We start from the raw sequence: 20,473 nt of genomic DNA on the forward strand, positions 1-20,473 counted from the left end.
TGCTCTCACTATTTAATGTGGAACAGGATTCAGATTTTAGGCCGACCCGGCCTAAAATCATCCTGTTCTGGCCGCAATCATCTCTTTCAATATGGCGGCGAGACGGGCGCCGCCGATGGGCGCCATGTCCTTGGTTTCTTCGTGGCTGAGTTCATTGCCGGTCATGCCTGCTCCATAGTTGGTGATAACGGAGGCGGCCGCAACCCTAAGGCCCAGCATTCTTGCGATGATCACCTCGGGTACCGTCGACATGCCGACCGCGTCGGCGCCAAGAATGCGCGCCATGCGGATTTCGGCCGGCGTTTCGAAGCTTGGACCGGAGAACCACATATAGACGCCCTGCGCCAGCTCGATCTTGAGCTTTGCCGCAGCCCTCTGCATCGCGGCGGCAAGACCGGCATCATAGGCATTGGTCATGCCGACGAAACGGTGATCGCTTTCCTCGCCGATCAGCGGGTTCATGCCGGAATAGTTGATATGATCGGTGATCTGCATCACCGAACCGGGCGGCATGTCCTCGCGCAGCGATCCGGCCGAATTGGTCAGGATTAGCGCCTCGACGCCGAGCGCCTTCAGCACCTCGATCGGCAGCCGCATGGCGTTGGCATCGCCCTTCTCGTAATAATGGACGCGGCCGGAGAGCATGACGACGGGCACGCCGCCGAGCCGGCCGGCGACGACCTCACCCGCATGGCCGGAGACGGCGCTGACGGGAAAGCCCGGCAGATCGCGATAGGGAATGCGCACGGCGCCGTCCAGCTGACCAACGAGAGAGCCGAGGCCGGAGCCGAGCACGATGCCGTGGCGCGGGTTAATGGTGCCGAGCAATGCGGCGAGCAGATCGACCGTCGCCCTCATCCGAGTTCGGTCTCGAAGCTGAAGGGAAGAAGCTCGTCCATCGTCATGGTTTTCTGCACGCCCATCTCATCGCAGAGATAGATCTTCGTGTCCTTGGAGGCGAATTCGGAGATCTTCTGGCGGCAACCGCCGCAGGGCGGGCAGAGCGGCAGCTTTTCGGCAATGACCGCCATTTCGACGATCTTTTTGGCGCCGCCCATGATCATGGCACTGATCGCCGTCGGCTCGGCGCACCACCCTTGCGGAAAGGACAGGTTTTCAATGTTGGCGCCGGTATAGACCTTGCCGTCCTCGGCGCGAATCGCTGCACCGACCGGAAATTTCGAATAGGGCGCATGGGCAAAAGCCATGGCGCCGCGAGCGGCTTCGAACAGGTCGTGAGACATATCAACGCTCCTTCGTATAGGGCACACCGCCGGCCTTCGGCGGGGTCGCAACGCCGATGAAGCCGGCAAGCAGGATGCAGGTGAGGATGTAGGGCAGCGCCTGGAAGACCTGCACCGGCACCTCGCCGATCAACGGCACCTGCTTGCCCTGCATAAAATTGGCCAGCGCATCGAGGAAGCCGAAGAGCAGGCAGGCAAACATCACAGGCACCGGCTTCCACTTGGCGAAGACGAGAGCGGCGAGCGCGATATAGCCCTTGCCGGCCGACATGTCCTTGATGAAGGCGGCGGACTGGGCGATCGCCAGATAAGTGCCGGCAAAGCCGCAGAGGATGCCGGCGCACATGACGGCGCGGTAGCGCAGCCAGGCGACCGAGATGCCCGCCGTATCGACCGCACCCGGGTTTTCGCCGACGGCGCGCATGCGCAGGCCGAAGCGCGTGCGGTAAAGCACCCACCAGGAAAACGGCACGGCAAGAAAGGCAAGGTAAGTCAGGATATTGTTGCCCGAGATGACATTGGCATAGAGCGGGCCGAGGATCGGCACACTATGGATGGCATCTGCGCCCGGCAGGATGATCGGCGCGAAGCGCGCTTCCGGCGACAGCTGCGGCGTGCGCCCGCCCTGGCCGAACCAGGCCTGGCCGAGCACGATGGTGATGCCGGCGATGAAGAAGTTGATCGCCACACCCGAGACGATCTGGTTGCCACGGTTGGTGATCGAAGCAAAACCATGCACCAGGCTGAGCGCCACCGAGCAGAGGATGCCCGCACCAAGCCCGAGCCAGGCCGAACCGGTGAGATAGGCAATACAGGCGGCAGCAAAGGCCGAGCCCAGCATTTTACCCTCAAGGCCGATATCGAAGATGCCGGCGCGTTCCGAAAACAGGCCGGCGAGAGCGGTGAAAATAAGCGGGATCGACAGGCGAATGGTCGAGCTCAGAACGCTGATGAAGATGTCATAATAGTCCATCGTCCGCTCCTCAGGCTCGCTTGAACTGTCGATAGAGGTGCACCATCGCCGGCCGGAACATATATTCCAGCGCGCCGGCGAACAGGATCACCAGACCCTGGATGACCAAGATCATCTCGCGGGTGATGTTCGGCATTTCGAAAGAGATCCAGTCGCCGCCCTGATAAAGGATGCCGAAGAGGATCGCGGCGAAGATGATGCCGAGCGGATGATTGCGGCCCATCAGCGATACCGCGATACCGACAAAGCCGGCGCCGCCGACGAACTCCACCTGCAGGCGGGCGGAAGAGCCCATGACCGGATTGAGCGCCATCATGCCGGCGAGTGCGCCGGAGATGAGCATGGCGATAATGACGATACGTGCGTAGGGAATGCCGGCATACTCGGCAGCCGTCGAGCTCACACCCAGCGTGCGCATCTCGAAGCCGAGCTTGGTACGCCAGATCAGAATCCAGACAAACCAGGCGGCAAGAAGGGCGATGACGAAGGAGACGTTGAACGGCGCAGCACCTAATTTGCTGCCGAAGATGCTCATGACCCAGCCAAGCTTGGGAAGCTGCCCGCCTTCGAGGAACGTGCGGGTTTCGGGCGCCATCTTGCCGGGCACGATCAGCACATGCACCAGCAGGTACACCATCAGGGCGGCGGCGATATAATTGAACATGATCGTCGTGATGACGATATGGCTGCCGCGCTTGGCCTGCAGGAACGCTGGGATGAAGGCCCAGGCAGCACCAAAGAGCCCGGCGCCGATGACGGCGATCGGCATCGTCACATACCACGGCACGTAACGATCGAGCGCCAGCGCCACCAGCGCGCAGCCCAGTCCACCGACATAGGCCTGGCCTTCCGAGCCGATGTTGAAGAGACCGGCATGGATGGCGACAGCCACGGACAGACCGGTGAAGATGAAGCTCGTCGCATAGTAGAGCGTGAAGCCGATGCCTTCGCCGCTACCGAACGCGCCTTCGATCAGCAGCGACAATGCACCGAGTGGGCTCTCGCCGATCAGCCAGACGACGAAGCCGGAGATCAGGAAGGCGACGATGAGGTTCAGAAGCGGGATCAGGCCGTAATTGATCCAGTTTGGCAGCGGAACGGAAGCAGTGCTCATAAAGGCCTCACGCGGCAATGCCGGCCATCATCAGGCCGAGGGTCTGTTCACCGGCATCGGGCGTCTTCTCGCCGACCACATGGCCGGCAAACATGACAAGGATACGGTCTGAAAGGGAGCGGATTTCATCGAGTTCGACGGAGACGAGCAAGATCGCCTTGCCCGCATCGCGCATTTCGATGATCCGGCGGTGAATGAATTCGATGGCGCCGATATCGACGCCGCGGGTCGGCTGGCCGATGATCAGCATCTTCGGGTCGCGCTCGATTTCGCGGGCAACGACGATCTTCTGCTGGTTGCCGCCGGAGAAATTCGCCGTCTTCAGCCGCGGGTTCGGCGGGCGGATGTCGTATTTTTCGATCTTCTCCATCGCATCCCTGCGGATCGCTTCGAGATCGAGCAGCGGACCTTTGCTGTAGCCCGGTCGCCGGTGATAGCCGAGCACGGAATTTTCGTATTCCTCGAATTTCAAAACCAGGCCCATGTGGTGGCGGTCCTCGGGAATATGGGCGAGGCCGAGTTCGCGCAGGCGAGCGGGATCGGCCTTGTCGATCGTCCGGCCGTCGAGAAGGATTTCGCCGGAGGCCGGCTTGCGGATGCCGGCAATCGCCTCCAGCAATTCGGACTGACCGTTGCCGGCAACCCCGGCAATGCCGACGATCTCGCCGGCACGCACATCGAAGGAGACATTGTCCACCATGGTAACGCCGCGATTGTCCTTGACCGTGAGGTTGCGGACGGAGAGCACAGCCGCTCCAGGGTTCGCCTCGCCCTTCTGCACGCGCAGCAGCACGCGGCGGCCAACCATCAGCTCGGCAAGCTCCTCCACCGTCGTTTCTGCCGTCTTGCGGGTCGCGACCATTTCGCCGCGGCGCATGACGGAGACGGTATCGGTGATCGCCATGATCTCGCGCAGCTTGTGGGTGATGAGGATGATCGTCTTGCCCTGATCGCGCAGCACCTTGAGGATGCGGAAGAGGTGATCGGCTTCGGCCGGCGTCAACACGCCCGTCGGCTCGTCGAGGATGAGGATCTCGGCGCCGCGATACATCGCCTTCAGGATTTCGACGCGCTGCTGCAGGCCGACCGGCAGCTCTTCGATCAGCGCGTCCGGATCGACCTCGAGGCCGTATTCCGTTTCCAGCCGCTTGAGTTCGGCGCGGGCCGATGCGACGCCTCTCGCCAGCAGCATGCCGCCTTCGGCGCCGAGCATGATATTCTCCAGCACCGTGAAATTATCGACCAGCATGAAATGCTGGTGCACCATGCCGATGCCGGTGGCGATCGCCGCCTGGCTGTCGCGGATGCTGACGGGATTGCCGTTGACGCGGATCTCGCCGCTGTCGGCATGGTAAAAACCGTAGATGATCGACATCAGCGTCGATTTGCCGGCGCCGTTTTCACCGATGATGCCGTGGATCGTCCCCTTGGCAACGGTGAGGTTGATGTCCTTGTTGGCATGGACGGCACCGAATTTCTTGTCGATGCCGACAAGCTCGATAGCGGGCTTATCTGTCACTGTAGGCTCCAAATAAGAAAAGGGCGTATGGCGAAAATCCCCTCCGCCATACGCCCGATCTCAATCGTCGATTACATCCGGGCGCGGATCACTTCGGGCAAGCGTTGTCCGAGGTATAGTCGTGAACCTTGATCGTGCCTGCGATGATATCGGCCTTGGCCTTGTCGACAGCCGCCTGCATTTCCGGCGTGATCAGCGACTTGTTGTTGTCGTCGATCGCGGCGCCAACACCATCTTCCTTGACGCCGAGCGCCTGGACACCGCCGGTGAACTTGTCGTTCTTGGTGTCGGTATAGGCATTGTAGACGGCGAGGTCGACGCGCTTGACCATCGAGGTCAGGACGGAGCCCGGATGCAGATGGTTCTGGTTGGAATCGACGCCGATCGACAGCTTCTTGTTGTCGGCAGCCGTCTGCAGAACGCCGAGACCGGTGGCACCGGCTGCCGCGTAGATAACATCGGCGCCCTGATCGATCTGGTTCTTGGTGAGTTCGCCGCCGCGAACCGGGTCATTCCAGGCTGCGCCCGTGGTGCCGGTCATGTTCTGGAAAACTTCGACATCGGCCTTGGCGGCACGTGCGCCCTGCTCATAGCCGCATTCGAACTTGCGGATCAGCGGAATGTCCATGCCGCCGACGAAGCCGACCTTGCCGGTCTTCGACGCCATGCCGGCGAGAACGCCGACGAGATAGGAGCCTTCTTCTTCCTTGTAGACCACCGAGCGGACGTTCGGCTTGTCGACGACGGAGTCGACGATGATGAACTTGGTGTCGGGGAATTCGGCTGCGACCTTCTCGATGGCCGAAGTCCAGGCGAAGGAAACGGCAACCACCGGATTGAATCCGCGGCTTGCGAAGTTGCGGATGGCCTGCTCGCCCTGGGTGTCGCCGGTCGGCTCGAAGTCGCGATAGGCAATGCCGGTCTCGGCCTTGAACTTCTCGGCACCGTTGTAGGCCGCCTCATTGAAGGACTTATCGAACTTCCCGCCGGTGCCGTAAACCAGCGCCGGCTTGACATCGGCGGCAAGCGCCGTCGTCGACATGGCAGCCACGGCAAGGAGAGTGAGAAGGGATTTTTTCATTGTGCAGCCCTGTTGTTGCTATTCGTTAGGGGTCCTCCCGCAAGTCCTTTCCGGACATGTCTGCGGAACCACCGACCTCCCCCCGGAGGCCTGGCTGCGCGCATCCTTGCATGGCTCACGGAAAAATTCACCAGAAATTTTTCGGCTGGTAAAGATTTGCAGGGATTGCCGAAAATCCGTTCCCGGGGGCTGATTTTTAGACATCTCCGCCGCCTGGATGCCAAATTTCCAGCCAATCCAACGGCCACGCCGGGGCTACGGAAACATCGGCGCCGGATCGGAGTGCCCGCCGATCCGCGGAGGAAAACGGCTTGCCTATGCAGTGAAGCGACCAGCCACCGGCGGCTTCTTATAGCCGATCATCCAGAGAAGCAGCGCAATCACCAGGAAAACGGCAAAGGCAGGCTGCAGCATCAGCCACTGGAAGATGAAAGTATAGAAACGCGGATGGATATAATAGGAAAGGGAGGATTGCAGCGATGTGAGGGTTGCCGGGCTGACATCCTGCCAGGCATCGGAGATCGGCGTCACCACCACCGAGGACGCCGCAACCGACTGGATCGAATCGATGGTCCCGGCAATAACGGCCGCCGCAAGCGCGACAAGGCTGGCCAGACGCAACAGGAAACGCATCAATTCCTCCGACGCTCGTTATGCCGGACAATCCCGGCCGGCCGCGCCATTCTCCACCTTGAGAATTACATAGTCGTCGATGGGGTGAAGCACAATGGACGGGCGGAGGCGAGTTTTATCGGAAGAAGTCAAAAAACTGTTAGATTTCGGTTGATCGACAAAAATTCATCGGTATATATCGCGCCGTTCCGACGATTTGCTCCTATCCAGGCGCGAACGCCCAAGAAGGACAGGTGGCCGAGTGGTTTAAGGCGCACGCCTGGAACGCGTGTGTACGTGAAAGCGTACCGTGGGTTCGAATCCCACCCTGTCCGCCATACTCCTCGTTTTCGATATCGATTTCAAACCGTGCCGAGAGCGGGACGCGGAAGCGTCTTTCGTCGGTCTACCGCGATCAGCAACGTCCCGATCGCCCCCCGCATCTCAAAGGCGCTGCAGCAGGGCACGTCCGATCGGCTTCGGAGTCTCGCTGCGCAACACCAGAGATGTCGTCACGGATCCAAAACGGGCGATCGTATCGACGATCGTTTCGAGTTCTCCCGGCGACGGGACCAGCACCTTCAGGAGAAAGCAATCCTCTCCGGTCAGGCGCAGGACTTCCATGACTTGCGGCATTTCGGCAAACTGCTTCAGACAGGCTTTGATATGTTCGTGTGTCGTGCGCAGGCGAAGCACGGCCGTCATTCCAATTCCCAAAGCGGTGGGGTCGATCCGGGCGGAGTAACCGACAATGATACCACGGTCTTCCAGCCGCTTGACCCGCTCGGATGCCGCCGGCTGAGAAAGCCCGACCCGTCGACCGAGTTCGGAAATCGCAATGCGGCCATTTTCCTGCAACGCCTCGATGATCGAGACATCGGTTGGATCGAGCAGCACCCGATTGTTTTCCTGAAAAGCCATGGGAACACCTTGAAATCATCGGAGAAGGACGCCGTTTTCCGATGATCATTCATTCCGGCGCAAATGAAAATGGATCATTTTCATCCGCAGGAATGATCAGAGGAAAACATATGAAGGATATCATCATATTGCCGGGGATCGGTGATTCAGGCGATGCTCATTGGCAAACCCGCTGGGAAATCTCGAACCCGGCAATGCGACGTTTTCAACCAGCCGACTGGGACAAGCCCGACTTGGCGGACTGGATTTCGGCCCTCGATCGCGCTGTGGGCGCATCGGCAACCCCGCCGCTGCTCGTTGCCCACAGCCTTGCCTGTCTGCTGGTTGCTCATTGGCAGCAACTCTCACCGCTTGACGTTGCCGGGGCTTTTCTTGTGGCGGTCCCGGATCCGAAGTCCGCTTCATTCCCGGCCGAAGCGGCCGGATTCGGCAATCCACCATCGAAAAAGATGCGCTTCCCCACTCTGATTATCGCAAGCGCCGACGATCCTTTCGGCTCGCTCGACTATGTCCGGACGCGAGCCAACCTCTGGGGTAGCGGTCTTGTTGAGATCGGCCCTTTCGGCCATATCAACGGGCAGAGCGGCCTTGAGAACTGGGGTCAGGGGAAGGCCTTGCTGACGGCCTTCTCCGCCGGATTGGCAAGGTCGCACCGGGCATGAACTGGCTCGCAAACGCGGGGTTCGGCTTTCGAAGACGTCGTTCCGATGGTGGTGCCCGATGCCGGAAGCCTCGATGCTGCCGGACGCCGCTGCGGCGTCCGGAGCGCGGCCTCTCGGCTTGGCAGCATGAGCGAGGCCGAGCTATGGCGGAAGCATCCATGTGCGCGGATACTGCCGAAAGAACGGCGGTTATGTTCATGGATATACCAGAAGACGTTGGTTATCGCCCGCGGCGCTGTAGGCCCTATTCGAAAATTTCCGAGACGCTCGTGGCTGCGACCGCATTCCCCTGACGTCCTCCCATAGGATGCCGCGGAGCCGCGGAACTCAGCAGTTTGCGAGCCAGGACGATCGAAACGTAGCATAGGCCGAATATCGACGCCCATTGGCAAATCACCAGTATTGCCAAAGCGATGAGGTTCAGTTTTCCGTCCGAAAAGATGCTATCGGCTTCGTATGACATCGATGTTGCTGCCGTCATCAATATCATAGCACAGATGAAGGGCAGAAAAAGTCCGGCAAACAGCCGTAAAAACGTGGGAAGCAAACCGCGTTTCCCCCGGCTGAAAGCAGCTGAAAGCCCGCTTTTGGAGCCCGCAATTCCGGCGATAGGCCAGGTTCCGACAAGGGCAAGCAGCAGTGGCAGGATAATTGCGATCACCGCAAGACATAAGAGTAGAAATACATTCCTTGATAGAGACGCGGCCCCGCATGCGACAGGGCCACCAATCCCGATTCCAAACACGACGAGCACGATAAGCAAGTTCTTCCAGATGTAGCCACCAAAGCCACGCATACCGCCGGTCAGGTTTGAAACTTTCCCGTCTCCATTCAATATTGCTTTCTGAATGAAGAATGCAAAAGACAAGGAAACGAAATATTGCGCTGAATTACTTTTGTTTCCGCCGCTGTAATCATCAAAAGCGACCAGTGCGCAATTGACTGCAACAACAACACAAACAAAAGACAGATTACGTCTTATAAAGGAAATCGCTTCACCTAGCATTGCATCCCTGCCATTCTTCGCCTTTGGATGGAAGATATCGTCATTAAACATGGCGCTGTCAAACGTCGATCTTTCTGTTCAGCAAGTGCCTGTATCGCCACGCCGCGGAAGCCAGCAATCGGTAGTATCGAGGTGTGGCGACGGTATCCGATTAACGTCCTGACAACGTAGCCAAGATTCCTGATTTTTTACCATGCGGCTTCACCGCGTCTTTGCACGTTTGGGTTTATCTTCGGCCAAATTAAAAAACGGAGATAAAACAGGTGGAAGAACTTTCGGTCAAATCGAAGATCATCAAATCCGTCTATTTCAGCCAGAAAGACGGGCGGCTGAGGATTTGCTTCAAGAATGGCGAGGAGCGGCTGTTCGAAGGCGTTCCGTCCTCCGAAGCCCACGCCATGGCGGTGGCGCCGTCTCCCGGCCATTATTACCTCGACCGGATCAGAACACGGTTTCGGCGATTGGCTGCCTGACAAGCAGAGGAATGCCGCCGGCCCACGTCAGGGATTACGCAGGATCGGGACACGTCCGGTGGATATTAACAGCCCTTTAACCGTGCTAACCATCTTGGTTGGATCGCTTCGGCCGGAAGGCGGCAACGTGTCGGCGCTGCCGGCTTCTTCGAGCTCGGCTAGCCGGGAGGCTCGGTGGCGGACCCCAGCCAGGAAGCCGGGCCTCCCCGTCAGGCAATTTTTGCTGATCGTGATCGTATGCCCGGGCCGTTGCGGTCGCCGTTGCCCCTGAACTAGCGATTTGGGGCTAATCCTGTGAAAAACTCCAATTATCGTATCCGGACTCGACAATGCTTTATTAGAATGATTGCATAAATCTATCGGATAGGACCAAGGGGGTGACGATGTTCGAGACTCTGCTTGAGATGCAGGAGCGTGGCGTACGGGACCGTGCGCGTGGCCGCAGCCTAGCCGACAATCCGATGTCGAAGCCGGATATCCTGCCGATCACCGATTTCCAGGAATGGTACTCGATGTTCGACGCCTGGCGCTTCGGCTGGTCGATCGAGGATGCGATGGCCGGGCATAACAATGCGCCGCGGGATGGCGGCGCCGTGTCGCTTGCCTACACCAGAACGGTCTGATCGATCCGGTCCTCGGCGCCGAAGAACTTCAGGTAGCGCTCGACCTCTGCCGGGTCGCCTGTCGCCTTCTGCGGATTGTCGGAGAGTTTAACCGCCGGATGGCCGTCGGCGTCGCTGACCTTGCAGACGACCGAGATCGGATTGAGGCCTGAGATCTCGGTCGGCGCGCAGCCGGAAAAATCGTTCGTCAGGTTGGTGCCCCAACCGAAGCTCATGCGCACGCGGCCTTCGAAATGCCGGTAGGTGTCGATGATGGCGTCGACATCGAGACCGTCGGAGAAAATCAGCAGCTTCTGACGCGGATCGCGGCCCATCTTCTTCCACCAGTCGATGATCTTTTCACCGCCCTCGATCGGCGGGGCGCTGTCGGGGCGGAAGCCCGTCCAGTCGGCGACCCATTCCGGCGCGTCGCGCAGGAAAGCGGCAGTGCCGAAAGCATCCGGCAGGACGATCAGAAGGTTGCCGCCATAGAGCTTGTTCCAGTCGCGAAGGATCTTGTAGGGCGCGTTGCGCAACTGCTCGTCGGTTTGCGCGAGGGCAGCAGCCACCATCGGCAGTTCGTGCGCATTGGTGCCGACGGCCTCGAGATCGGAATCCATCGCCAGCAAGACATTGCTGGTGCCGGTAAAGGCCGGGCCGATGCCTTCCTTCAGCGCCTCGACACACCAGCGCTGCCAGAGGAAACTGTGACGGCGGCGGGTGCCGAAATCGGAGATGCGCAAGCCCGGCAATTCCTTCAGCCGCTCGACCTTCGACCACATCTTCGCCTTGGCGCGGGCATAGAGCACATCGAGGGTGAAGGGACCGAGTGCCCTCATCGCCGAGCGCGACCGCAGCTCGTTGACGATGGCGAGTGCGGGGATCTCCCACATGGTGGTTTCTTTCCAGGACCCGTGGAAATCCAGGACATATTGCCCGTCTTTCTTCGACAGCTCATATTCGGGGAGCTGGAAGTTGGAAAGCCAGGCAAGGAATTCCGGCTCGAAGATCTGCGCGCGGCCGTAGAAACTGTTACCCGCCAGCCAGATCATCTCCTTCTTGGAGAGTTTCAGCGTCCGGGCGTGATCGAGCTGTTCGCGCAATTCGCCTTCGTCGATCTCATCGGCGAGCCGCACACGCTTGGTGCGGTTGATGAGCGTGAAGGATGCGTTCACGTCCGGGTAAAGCTTCCAGATCATCTGCAGCATCAGGAGCTTATAGAAGTCGGTGTCGATCAGGCTGCGGATGATCGGATCGAGTTTCCAGGCGTGATTGTAGACGCGTCTTGCAATATCGGTCCTGGCCATAAAATTCCTGCCCCTGTCCACTCCGGTCAGGTGCTGCCAAACTCCCGGGTGTTGCCAAGTTCCGGGCCGGCGCACGAACCGGCTCGTGCGCCTTGTTATCGAAAAATCGACAGACAAAGTCCAGACAAAACAACAAGCATCCCGCCGCGCATGGCGGCGGGACGCAAGGCGTCGTCCACCGAATATTTATTGTGCCGGCGCCGCAGGTTGGGCCGGTGCTGCGGGCGCAACACCGGGGGCGGCCGGTGCCGTGTTCTGCGTCTCGGTCGGAACCGCAGTGCCGTTTTGCAGGGTTGGGGCAGGTGCCGTGGCGGGCTGCTGCGACTGCAACTGCTGGCCGGGCTGCTGCGGCGCCACCTCGTTTGCTTCGCGCTTGCCCCAAATCTCGACGGGGATCCAGACGACGAAAGCGAGCACCAGTGCGGCGAGCAGCACCAGCAGGATGCGAAAGCCCGCGCGCCCCTGCCTTGCCTTCACCGGCGGGATCTGCTCTTCCCTATGAAGCTTGCCGTCGGACTTTTCCCAGCGTGTTTCCGTCTGATGCGCCATCATCGTCTCCTTCCGCTGTCTGGACAGGCCGATCCGGCCCACAGAACTTCCGCAGAGAAAACGGTCGGCTGTGTCGAAGGTTCCCGATGCCCAACGCTCGTCGCGATCGTTCAGATTCGCTCTTAGCGCTTTAGACCATTGTTTTGTACGCATACCGTTGCGGCAAAAGCGCTTCACGCTTTGCCTGGGAAAACCGCTGCACACGTTTGCGCGACATGCTCTAATAGCCGACGCCGCGGTCGACCAGGAATTGCAGCGGCTCGCCGTGCTCGAAACGGGCGATCTGAGTCTCGACGTGACGGAACAGCGCGTTTTCTTCCGAAACCGCCGCGTCGTGCGGCGTGATGAAGACATTTTCCAGTTCCCATAACGGGTTGTCTGGGCCAAGCGGCTCCGCCTCGAAGACATCGAGGGAAGCGCCGCCGAGGGTGCCGTCGCGGATGGCGGAAGCGATATCGGCTTCGACCTGGCTCTTGCCGCGGCCGGCATTGATGAAGACCGGCCTCCCGAGCGCGCCGTTGCGGCGGAGCTTTTTAAATAGCCCGCTATCATAAAAACCTGTCGTCTCAGGCGTCAGCGGCAGCAGGCCGACAAGGATATCGGTCCGCCCGAGGAACGCGTCCAGCGCGCCGGCATCGAAGGTTTCGACGCCGTCGATCTCCTTGCGGGTGCGCGACCAGCCGATGACGTCAAAACCCATCACCTTCAGCTTAGCGACCGCATCCTGGCCGAGCACGCCGAGGCCCATGACGCCGACCGTCACCTCGGCCGCCTCCGGCGCGATCAGCTTGGCCCATTCACGGCGCCGCTGATGGCTGTCATGCGCATATTGCCCGCGCAGATGCATCAGGCACTGCATGACCACCCATTCGCTCATGCGGGTCGTCAGGCTGCGATCGACAAAACGCACGATCGGGATTTCGGGCAGGCCGTCCATGCCGATGATATGGTCGACGCCTGCGCCGCCCGAGAAGATCACCTTGAGGTTCGGCGCCCGTGCGAAAAGGTCAGCATCCGGTTTCCAGAGCAGCGCATATTCTGCTTCGCTGAGATCACGCCCCCGATCGGCCGGATCGGCGAGATTGATGCTGCCGCGATCGGAAAAGGCCGTCTCCAGCGCGCGGGCAACGCCTTCGGGATTGAACTTGATATCGACGAGAACGGGAGGAGGTGTCGGCATGATGATCTTTACTGCTGAACGGCTGGTGTCGGCACCGCCTCGATGTTGAAGGCGGCCGCCATCAGCGCCTTGGTGTATTCGTCCTTCGGAGCGCGGAAGATTTGCGATGAGGGGCCCTGCTCCACCACCTTGCCGAAACGCATGACGATGACGTCGTTGGCCAGCGCCTTCACCACCTTCAGGTCGTGGCTGATGAACAGATAGGCGAGGTCATGCTTCTTCTGCAGATCGCGCAGGAGATCGACCACCTGGGCCTGAACGCTCATGTCGAGCGCGGAGGTCGGTTCGTCGAGCATGACGAAGCGCGGTTTCAGCACCATGGCGCGGGCAATGGCGACGCGCTGGCGCTGGCCGCCGGAGAATTCGTGCGGATAACGCCAGCGGGTCAGGGGATCGAGACCGACTTCCTCCAGCGCCCAGCAAACGCGCTGGTCGCGCTCTTCCGCTGTCAACGAGCGCTCATGCACCTTCAGCCCTTCGGCGACGATATCGCCGACCGACATGCGTGGGCTGAGCGACCCGTAGGGATCCTGGAAGACTACCTGCAGCTGGTTGCGCAGCGGCCGCATCTCGCTGAACGAATAGCCGGCTATATCCTTGCCGACAAAGGCGATCCGCCCTTGCGAGGAAATCAGCCGGGTGAGCGCCAGGCCGAGCGTGGTCTTGCCGGAACCGGACTCGCCGACGACACCGAGCGTCTGCCCGGCACGCAGCGAAAGATCGATGCCGTCGACCGCCTTCACGTGATCGACGACGCGGCGCATCAGCCCTGCCTTGATCGGGAACCAGACGCGAATGTCGGAGCCTTCCATCACCATCGGCTTTGCGGGGTCGGCAAGCGGCGGCTCGCCGCGCGGTTCGGAGGCAAGCAGATGGCGGGTATAGTCGTGCTTCGGATTGGCGAAGACCTCCTCGACCGTTCCGGTTTCGACGATCCTTCCCTTGGTCATGACGCAGACGCGATCGGCGAATTTGCGCACGATGCCGAGATCATGGGTGATGAACAGCATCGACATGCCGTGCGTGGCCTTCAACTGCCGGAGCAATTCGAGGATCTGCGCCTGCACGGTGACGTCAAGCGCCGTGGTCGGCTCGTCGGCGATCAGCAATTCCGGCCGGTTGGCGAGCGCCATGGCGATCATCACGCGCTGGCGCTGGCCGCCTGACAATTCGTGCGGATAGGCCTTCAACCGCTTTTCCGGCTCGCGAATGCCGACCTGGTTCAACAATTCCAGGATGCGCTGACGCGCCGGCTGGCCGGACAGACCCTGGTGCAGTGCCAGGATTTCGGCAATCTGCTTCTCGATCGTATGAAGCGGATTGAGCGAGGTCATCGGCTCCTGGAAGATCATGGTGATGTCGTTGCCGCGCACCTCGCGCAAGGCCCTCTCCGACGCCTTCAAGAGATCCTTGCCCTTGAACAGGATCTCGCCGGAGGGATGGCTGGCCGAAGGATAAGGCAAAAGCCGCAGGATCGAGTTGGCCGAGACCGACTTGCCGGAGCCGGATTCGCCGACTAGCGCCACGACTTCACCCTTGGCGATATCGAAGGAGATGTGATCGACGGCAAGCGAGGTCTGGCCGCCCTGATGAAAGGCAACCGAGAGATCGCGGACGGAAAGGAGCGGTTCTGTCATGTCACTCATTGAAACGTCTTCCTCGGATCGAAGGCATCGCGCACGGCTTCGCCGATGAAGATCAGCAGGGACAGCATGATCGACATGGCGAAGAAGGCCGTCAGCCCGAGCCACGGCGCCTGCAGGTTGCTCTTGCCCTGGGCGATCATCTCGCCGAGCGAAGGGGAGCCAGGCGGCATGCCGAAGCCGAGGAAATCCAGCGAGGTCAGCGTCGTGATCGATCCGGAGAGGATGAAGGGCAGGAAGGTCAGCGTCGCCACCATGGCGTTCGGCAGCATGTGGCGCCACATGATGGTGCGGTTGTTGACACCGAGCGCGCGGGCGGCGCGGACATATTCGAAATTGCGGGCGCGCAGGAATTCGGCGCGCACGATGCCGACGAAGCCGACCCAGGAAAAGAGCAGCATGATGCCGAGCAGCACGAAGAAGCCGGGCGGCAGAATGGCGGCGATGATTAGCAGGATGTAAAGCACCGGCATCGACGACCAGATCTCGATGAAGCGCTGCAGCAGGAGATCCGTCCAGCCGCCGAAATAGCCCTGCACGGCGCCTGCCGTCACGCCGATGATCGCTGAGCAGATGGTCAGCGCCAGGCCGAAGAGCACGGATATGCGGAAACCGTAGATGACGCGCGCGAGCACGTCGCGCGCCTGGTCGTCGGTGCCGAGCCAGTTGAGATTGCCGAGCGTGCAGGCAGGATCGTTCGCCCCTTCAGGATAACCGGAGCACCGCTCCTCCTTGCTCATCAGCCAGAAGGGGGCGGTCGGCGCCGAATGCGGAATGTTCGAGTTGACCGAGCGGTAGGAATAGCGGATCGGCGGCCAGACCATCCAGCCATTGGCATTGATCTCGTCTGCGATCACCGAAGATCGGTAGTCGGTCTCGGCAAGAAAGCCGCCGAACTTCTCCTCTGGATAGTCGATCAGAACCGGGAACAGGATCTCGCCCTTGTAGGAGGCGACGATCGGCCGGTCGTTGGCGAGGAATTCGGCAAACAGGCTTAGGATGAACAGCAGCAGGAACAGCCACAGTGCCCAATAACCGCGGCCGTTCGCCCGGAAATTCTGCCAGCGGCGAATGTTGGTCGGTGACAGCAGGCCCTTGCGCGGCGGCTTGACGGGTGTTGCGACAGCAGGATTTGCGGCGGCGTCCATCAGACATCCCTCCGCTCGAAATCGATGCGCGGATCGATCCAGGTGTAGATCAGGTCGGAAATCAGGCTGACGACAAGGCCGAGCAGCGAGAAGATGTAGAGCGTGGCGAAGACGATCGGATAGTCCCGGTTGACCACCGAGAGATAGCCGAGGCGGCCGAGGCCATCCAGCGAGAAGATATTTTCGATGAGCAGCGAGCCGGTGAAGAATGCGGAAATGAAGGCGCCGGGGAAACCGGCGATGATGATCAGCATGGCATTGCGGAACACATGGCCATAAAGCACCTGCCGCTCATTCAGACCCTTGGCGCGGGCGGTGACCACATATTGTTTCTTGATCTCCTCGATGAACGAGTTCTTCGTCAAGAGCGTCGTCGTGGCGAAGGCGGCGAGCGACAGCGAGATCAGCGGCAAAGTGAGGTGCCAGAAATAATCGAGCGGCTTCTGCCACCAGGCGAGCTGGTCGAAATTGTCGGAGACCAGGCCACGCAGCGGGAACCAGTCGTAGAACGAGCCGCCGGCGAAAAGCACGATCAGGAGAATACCGAAGAGGAAGCTCGGCACGGCGTAACCGACGACGATGACGCCCGACGTCCAGACATCGAAGGTCGATCCATCCTTGATCGCCTTGCGGATGCCAAGCGGGATGGAGATGGCATAGGAGAAGATCAGGATCCAGATGCCGAGCGAGATCGACACCGGCAGCTTCTCCTTGATGAGATTGAGCACGGAGGTATTGCGGAAGAAGCTCTCGCCGAAGTCGAAGCGGATATAATTCCACATCATCTCGCCGAAACGCGTCAGCGGCGGCTTGTCGAAGCCAAACTGCTTTTCGAGCTTGGCGATCAGCTCCGGATCGAGCCCCTGGGCGCCGCGATATTTGGAGCCTTCGTCGCTGCCGCCGCCCCCGAGAAGATCGCCGCCGCCGGACAGGCGTTGATCGGCACTATCGGCCTGACCGGTCAATTGGGCGATCACCTGCTCGACCGGCCCGCCGGGGGCGAACTGAATGACAATGAAGGAAATCGCCATGATGCCGACAATGGTCGGGATCATCAAAAGCAGGCGGCGAATGACATAAGCGCCCATCAGCTTTCAGCCTCCGGAAATTTCATTCTTGTCTGCCCGCCGTCCAGTCCAATGCCGCTCAATCCGCCAGCCTTCCCTTGCCGGCGCTGCCGGCGTGTCGTGATTCGTTCGTGCCATTTGGAGCCCACGGCCCCTGCATTGCAAGCCCGCTCATTTTGCCGAGGCGGACCACCAGGCTTCCGGGAAACCCAGTCCATAGGTCGGGAAGTCGGTGGGGTGCGTAATCGTGTTCCAATAGGCGAGGTTATAGGTATCGCGATAGAACAGCGGGATGACGTAGTGGTTTGCCAGCAATACGCGATCCATTGCCTTGATCGCTGCGACCTGTTCCGCACGATTGGGTGCGAAGATGATCATGCGGATGAGCTCGTCGACCGCCGGATTGGCGATGCCTGCATAATTGTGGGAGCCCTGCTGGTCGACCGAACCCGACCCCCAATAATCTGCTTGCTCGTTGCCCGGGTTCATCGTCTCCGCCCAGACATTCCAGATCATGTCGTAATCGAAGCTGCGCTCGCGGTTGACGGCTTGCGAGGCGTCGACCGTGCGCACCCGCGCATCGATGCCGATTTTCTTGAGATTGTTGGCATAGGGCACCGCCCAGCGCTCCAATACGGGGCTCGACAACAGGATCTCGAAACTCATCGGCTGGCCGGTCTTGCTATTGACCATGCGATTGTTCTTGATCTCCCATCCGGCTTCTTTCAGCAATGCAATCGCCTTGCGGAGGTTGTCGCGGCTTTTCTGCGGATCGCCCCCAACCGGATTGGTGTAGGGCGTCGTGAAGACCTCAGGCGGAACTTTGTCCTTCATGGCCTGCAGTATTTCCAGTTCACGCCCCTGCGGCAGGCCGGAGGAGGCGAGTTCGGTGTTCCAGAAGTAGCTGTCGATGCGCTTGTAGCTGTTGAAGGCAACGGTCCGGTTCAGCTCCTCGAAATCGAGGCCGTAATTCAGCGCCTCACGGACCCGTTCATCCTTGAAGAGGTCACGCCGCATATTGGGCACGAGCGCTTGCAGGATGCCGGTGGAGCGCAGCGGATTTGCAACCTCTTCTTTCTTGACGCGTCCGTCCTTCACCGCCGGAAAATCATAACCCGTTGCCCAGCGGGACGCCGTTGTCTCCTGCCAATAGTCACTATTGCCGGCGCGAAAGGCTTCGAACTCGACATCCCGGTCGCCGAAATAGGTGTAAATGACGTTGCGGAAATTGTTCTGGCCGACATTCACATTGAGATCCTTGCCCCAATAATCGTCGCGCAGTTCATAACGGATCGTCGCGCCGGACGAAAAGGATGCGATCTTATAAGGCCCCGATCCCATCACAGGCTCGAGCGTCGTCTTTGAGATGTCGCGCGGCTTGCCGTCCGGCCCCTGCCCCTCCCACCAATGTTTCGGCACGATCACCAACTGGCCGAGAATATTCGGGAGCTCGCGATTGTTCTTTTCGTCGAAGGTGAAAGTGACGTCGCGGTCGCCCGTCTTTTCGGCCTTCACCACGTGGCGATAATAGTTCGCGGTGGCAGCGTTTAACTCCTTCGTCTTATCCAGACTGAAGATCACGTCGTCGGGCGTTATCGGCTGGCCATCCGCCCATTTCGCTTCCTTGCGGAGGCGAAAGGTCGCGCTTGAGACGTCATCCGGATAGGACAGGCCCTCAGCAAGCAGACCATAGGAAACAAGGAGCTCGTCATCGGTCGGCTTCATCAACGTGTCGTAGACGAGCGAGAGCCCTGCCGCTATCTGGCCTTTAGCAAGGATAGGATTGAAGGTGTCGAAGGCGCCGCTGGCAGAAAGGCGCAGGTCTCCGCCTTTTGGGGCATTGGGATTGACGTAGTCGAAATGCGCAAAGCCCGGCTTGTACTTCATCTCACTGATGACGGAACTGCCGATCCGAAACGGCTGGTCCTGACCCGTTGCCGTCATGGGCGCCAAGACGCCCGTCAGCGATACAAACAAACCGATCTTCGACCACAAAGCCGCCATTCACGCTTTCCCCTCATTATTGGTGGGTTCGACAATACGAAAAATACAGGCGAAAAACAGGTGAGAGTTTGGTTTTTGCCGGACTCGCGAAAATTTGAGCCGTTGGTGTCACCCCCCTCGCAACTTGCGGTGCAACGCTGCGGCGATCCGTCACCGCCGCCGCCTATCCCCGCCAGCCAAAACATCGATTCACCAAAATCACTTTTCACGATAGATTCGAACGCAAATCACTTCTCAAGGAAACAGCATGGCTTTCGGCTTCGCTCAGGCTTTCAAGACATTCGGCAAACTGACGCTTGCCGGGGCAATCGGCGCGAGCCTTGCGGCCGGCGATGTCGGGGCCGAACAGAAGACGCCGAGCCCCGGCAGCGCCAAGGGCCAGTTCGGCGCCGTCGGCCTGCCGACTCAGGGACCGGCGCAGCCGATCGGGTTTTACGCCAAGGGCTGCATGACCGGTGCGGTGGCGCTGCCGGCCGACGGGCCGACCTGGGAGGCGATGCGGCTTTCGCGCAATCGACGCTGGGGCAACCCGGCGATGATTGCGCTGCTCGAACGTCTTTCACAGGATGGGGTCAAATATGCCGGCTGGCCGGGCCTTCTCGTCGGCGACATCGCGCAGCCGCGCGGCGGGCCGATGTTCAACGGTCATGCCTCGCACCAGATCGGCCTCGATGCCGACGTCTGGTTTACGCCGATGCCGGCGCGCCGCATGACGGCAAAGGAACGCGAGGACCTGCCCTTCACCACCATGCTGCAAAAGGACAAGTTCCTGACCGTCGACCCTAATGTGTGGACGCAATCGCGGGCGCGGCTGCTGATGCTGGCGGCAAGCTATCCCGAGGTCGAGCGCATCTTCGTCAACCCGGCGATCAAGAAGAAAATGTGCGACACCTGGACGGGCGACCGCACCAATCTCGGCAAGCTTCGGCCGGAATACGGTCATGACTCGCATTTCCACATCCGCATCAAATGCCCGGCCGGCGCTGCCGGATGCACGCCGCAGGCGCCTGTTGCCGCCGGCGACGGCTGCGACAAGTCGCTCGCCTGGTGGTTCACGCCTGCCCCCTGGGCCGCGCCAAAACCGCCAAAGCCCGGCGCCAAGCCGCCGAAACCGCCGCGCGAAATGATGGTTTCCGACCTGCCGAAAGCCTGTGCCGCCGTGCTCGATGCCGCGTCCGTTGCCTCGATGCAGGCCGCCACCTATGGCGGGCCCTCCGCCGCAAGCGCGCTGACTGCTGCTCCGGTAGCAGAGCCGGCCGCCGATCCCGATGAGGCACTGCCGGATGTCGGCCCGGTTCCGAACGACAAGCCAGCGATCCAATGAGAACGGCCGAGGCGGACGGAAAGGGCGCTGTCTTTCAAATCTCA

At 60.4% G+C, this 20,473-nt stretch carries 20 protein-coding genes and 1 tRNA gene; 5 read left to right on the forward strand and 16 right to left on the reverse strand.

The window, feature by feature from the left end:
* Positions 1-57: 57 nt before the first annotated feature.
* The 7 genes from FHX03_RS28790 to FHX03_RS28820 all read right to left on the reverse strand — a co-directional run bounded on the left by FHX03_RS28790 (position 58) and on the right by FHX03_RS28820 (position 6,564).
* A complete protein-coding gene (locus FHX03_RS28790; RefSeq protein WP_183856583.1) occupies positions 58-858 on the reverse strand; it encodes a purine-nucleoside phosphorylase in 801 nt (266 codons plus the stop codon).
* Positions 855-1,244, reverse strand: coding sequence for a cytidine deaminase (locus FHX03_RS28795; protein ID WP_097628337.1), 390 nt, complete (start codon positions 1,242-1,244; stop codon positions 855-857). The genes FHX03_RS28790 and FHX03_RS28795 overlap by 4 nt, the downstream gene beginning before the upstream one ends.
* A 1-nt stretch (position 1,245) precedes the next feature.
* Positions 1,246-2,217, reverse strand: coding sequence for an ABC transporter permease (locus FHX03_RS28800; RefSeq protein ID WP_097628338.1), 972 nt, complete (start codon positions 2,215-2,217; stop codon positions 1,246-1,248).
* A 10-nt stretch (positions 2,218-2,227) separates the two neighbouring features.
* Positions 2,228-3,331, reverse strand: coding sequence for an ABC transporter permease (locus tag FHX03_RS28805; RefSeq protein ID WP_097628339.1), 1,104 nt, complete (start codon positions 3,329-3,331; stop codon positions 2,228-2,230).
* A 7-nt stretch (positions 3,332-3,338) separates the two neighbouring features.
* Entirely contained in the window at positions 3,339-4,850 is a 1,512-nt protein-coding gene (locus FHX03_RS28810; protein ID WP_097628340.1) for an ABC transporter ATP-binding protein, read from the reverse strand.
* Positions 4,851-4,938: 88 nt separating this feature from the next.
* Positions 4,939-5,931, reverse strand: a complete 993-nt coding sequence (locus tag FHX03_RS28815) for a BMP family protein (RefSeq protein ID WP_097628341.1) — start codon at positions 5,929-5,931, stop codon at positions 4,939-4,941.
* Positions 5,932-6,246: 315 nt separating this feature from the next.
* Complete coding sequence (locus FHX03_RS28820; protein WP_097628342.1) at positions 6,247-6,564, reverse strand: hypothetical protein; 318 nt, start codon at positions 6,562-6,564, stop codon at positions 6,247-6,249.
* Between the two features lie 227 nt (positions 6,565-6,791).
* Between FHX03_RS28820 and FHX03_RS28825 the strand changes: the two genes are divergently transcribed.
* A tRNA-Ser gene (locus FHX03_RS28825) sits at positions 6,792-6,881 on the forward strand.
* A gap of 106 nt (positions 6,882-6,987) precedes the next feature.
* On the opposite strand, the gene FHX03_RS28830 is transcribed toward FHX03_RS28825, so the two are convergent.
* A complete protein-coding gene (locus FHX03_RS28830) occupies positions 6,988-7,464 on the reverse strand; it encodes an Lrp/AsnC family transcriptional regulator (protein WP_097628343.1) in 477 nt (158 codons plus the stop codon).
* Between the two features lie 41 nt (positions 7,465-7,505).
* Here FHX03_RS28830 and FHX03_RS28835 point away from each other — a divergent pair, with 41 nt between their 5' ends.
* Positions 7,506-8,126: an RBBP9/YdeN family alpha/beta hydrolase gene (locus FHX03_RS28835; RefSeq protein ID WP_183856585.1), complete on the forward strand. Its 621-nt coding sequence runs from the start codon at positions 7,506-7,508 to the stop codon at positions 8,124-8,126.
* Positions 8,127-8,370: 244 nt separating this feature from the next.
* Here the strand turns inward: FHX03_RS28835 and FHX03_RS28840 are convergent, their stop codons facing one another.
* The gene (locus FHX03_RS28840) at positions 8,371-9,183 is read right to left on the reverse strand and encodes a hypothetical protein (RefSeq protein ID WP_239619928.1); all 813 of its coding nucleotides are present in this window, start codon (positions 9,181-9,183) and stop codon (positions 8,371-8,373) included.
* Positions 9,184-9,395: 212 nt separating this feature from the next.
* Here FHX03_RS28840 and FHX03_RS28845 point away from each other — a divergent pair, with 212 nt between their 5' ends.
* The gene (locus tag FHX03_RS28845) at positions 9,396-9,605 is read left to right on the forward strand and encodes a KTSC domain-containing protein (RefSeq protein WP_097628345.1); all 210 of its coding nucleotides are present in this window, start codon (positions 9,396-9,398) and stop codon (positions 9,603-9,605) included.
* 383 nt (positions 9,606-9,988) lie between these two features.
* Positions 9,989-10,228 (forward strand): CrpP-related protein, encoded by a 240-nt coding sequence (locus tag FHX03_RS28850; RefSeq protein ID WP_003589249.1) that lies wholly within the window; start codon positions 9,989-9,991, stop codon positions 10,226-10,228.
* Here the strand turns inward: FHX03_RS28850 and pncB are convergent.
* The 7 genes from pncB to FHX03_RS28885 all read right to left on the reverse strand — a co-directional run bounded on the left by pncB (position 10,210) and on the right by FHX03_RS28885 (position 19,105).
* Positions 10,210-11,514: a nicotinate phosphoribosyltransferase gene (pncB, locus tag FHX03_RS28855; RefSeq protein WP_097628347.1), complete on the reverse strand. Its 1,305-nt coding sequence runs from the start codon at positions 11,512-11,514 to the stop codon at positions 10,210-10,212. The two genes, FHX03_RS28850 and pncB, sit on opposite strands and share 19 nt — an antisense overlap.
* 186 nt (positions 11,515-11,700) lie before the next feature.
* A complete protein-coding gene (locus FHX03_RS28860) occupies positions 11,701-12,066 on the reverse strand; it encodes a hypothetical protein (RefSeq protein WP_183856587.1) in 366 nt (121 codons plus the stop codon).
* 217 nt (positions 12,067-12,283) lie between these two features.
* Positions 12,284-13,243, reverse strand: a complete 960-nt coding sequence (locus FHX03_RS28865; RefSeq protein WP_183856588.1) for a 2-hydroxyacid dehydrogenase — start codon at positions 13,241-13,243, stop codon at positions 12,284-12,286.
* Between the two features lie 8 nt (positions 13,244-13,251).
* The gene (locus FHX03_RS28870) at positions 13,252-14,889 is read right to left on the reverse strand and encodes an ABC transporter ATP-binding protein (protein WP_183856590.1); all 1,638 of its coding nucleotides are present in this window, start codon (positions 14,887-14,889) and stop codon (positions 13,252-13,254) included.
* Positions 14,886-16,034, reverse strand: a complete 1,149-nt coding sequence (locus tag FHX03_RS28875; RefSeq protein ID WP_097628350.1) for an ABC transporter permease — start codon at positions 16,032-16,034, stop codon at positions 14,886-14,888. The genes FHX03_RS28870 and FHX03_RS28875 overlap by 4 nt, the downstream gene beginning before the upstream one ends.
* Complete coding sequence (locus FHX03_RS28880; RefSeq protein WP_097628351.1) at positions 16,034-17,122, reverse strand: microcin C ABC transporter permease YejB; 1,089 nt, start codon at positions 17,120-17,122, stop codon at positions 16,034-16,036. Before FHX03_RS28880 ends, FHX03_RS28875 begins: the two co-directional genes overlap by 1 nt.
* 150 nt (positions 17,123-17,272) lie before the next feature.
* Positions 17,273-19,105, reverse strand: coding sequence for an extracellular solute-binding protein (locus FHX03_RS28885; RefSeq protein WP_097628352.1), 1,833 nt, complete (start codon positions 19,103-19,105; stop codon positions 17,273-17,275).
* A 247-nt stretch (positions 19,106-19,352) separates the two neighbouring features.
* Between FHX03_RS28885 and mepA the strand changes: the two genes are divergently transcribed.
* A complete protein-coding gene (mepA, locus tag FHX03_RS28890) occupies positions 19,353-20,429 on the forward strand; it encodes a penicillin-insensitive murein endopeptidase (protein WP_183856592.1) in 1,077 nt (358 codons plus the stop codon).
* Positions 20,430-20,473 lie beyond the last annotated feature (44 nt).

Source organism: Rhizobium sp. BK456, assembly GCF_014194045.1.
Lineage (GTDB): Bacteria > Pseudomonadota > Alphaproteobacteria > Rhizobiales > Rhizobiaceae > Rhizobium > Rhizobium redzepovicii.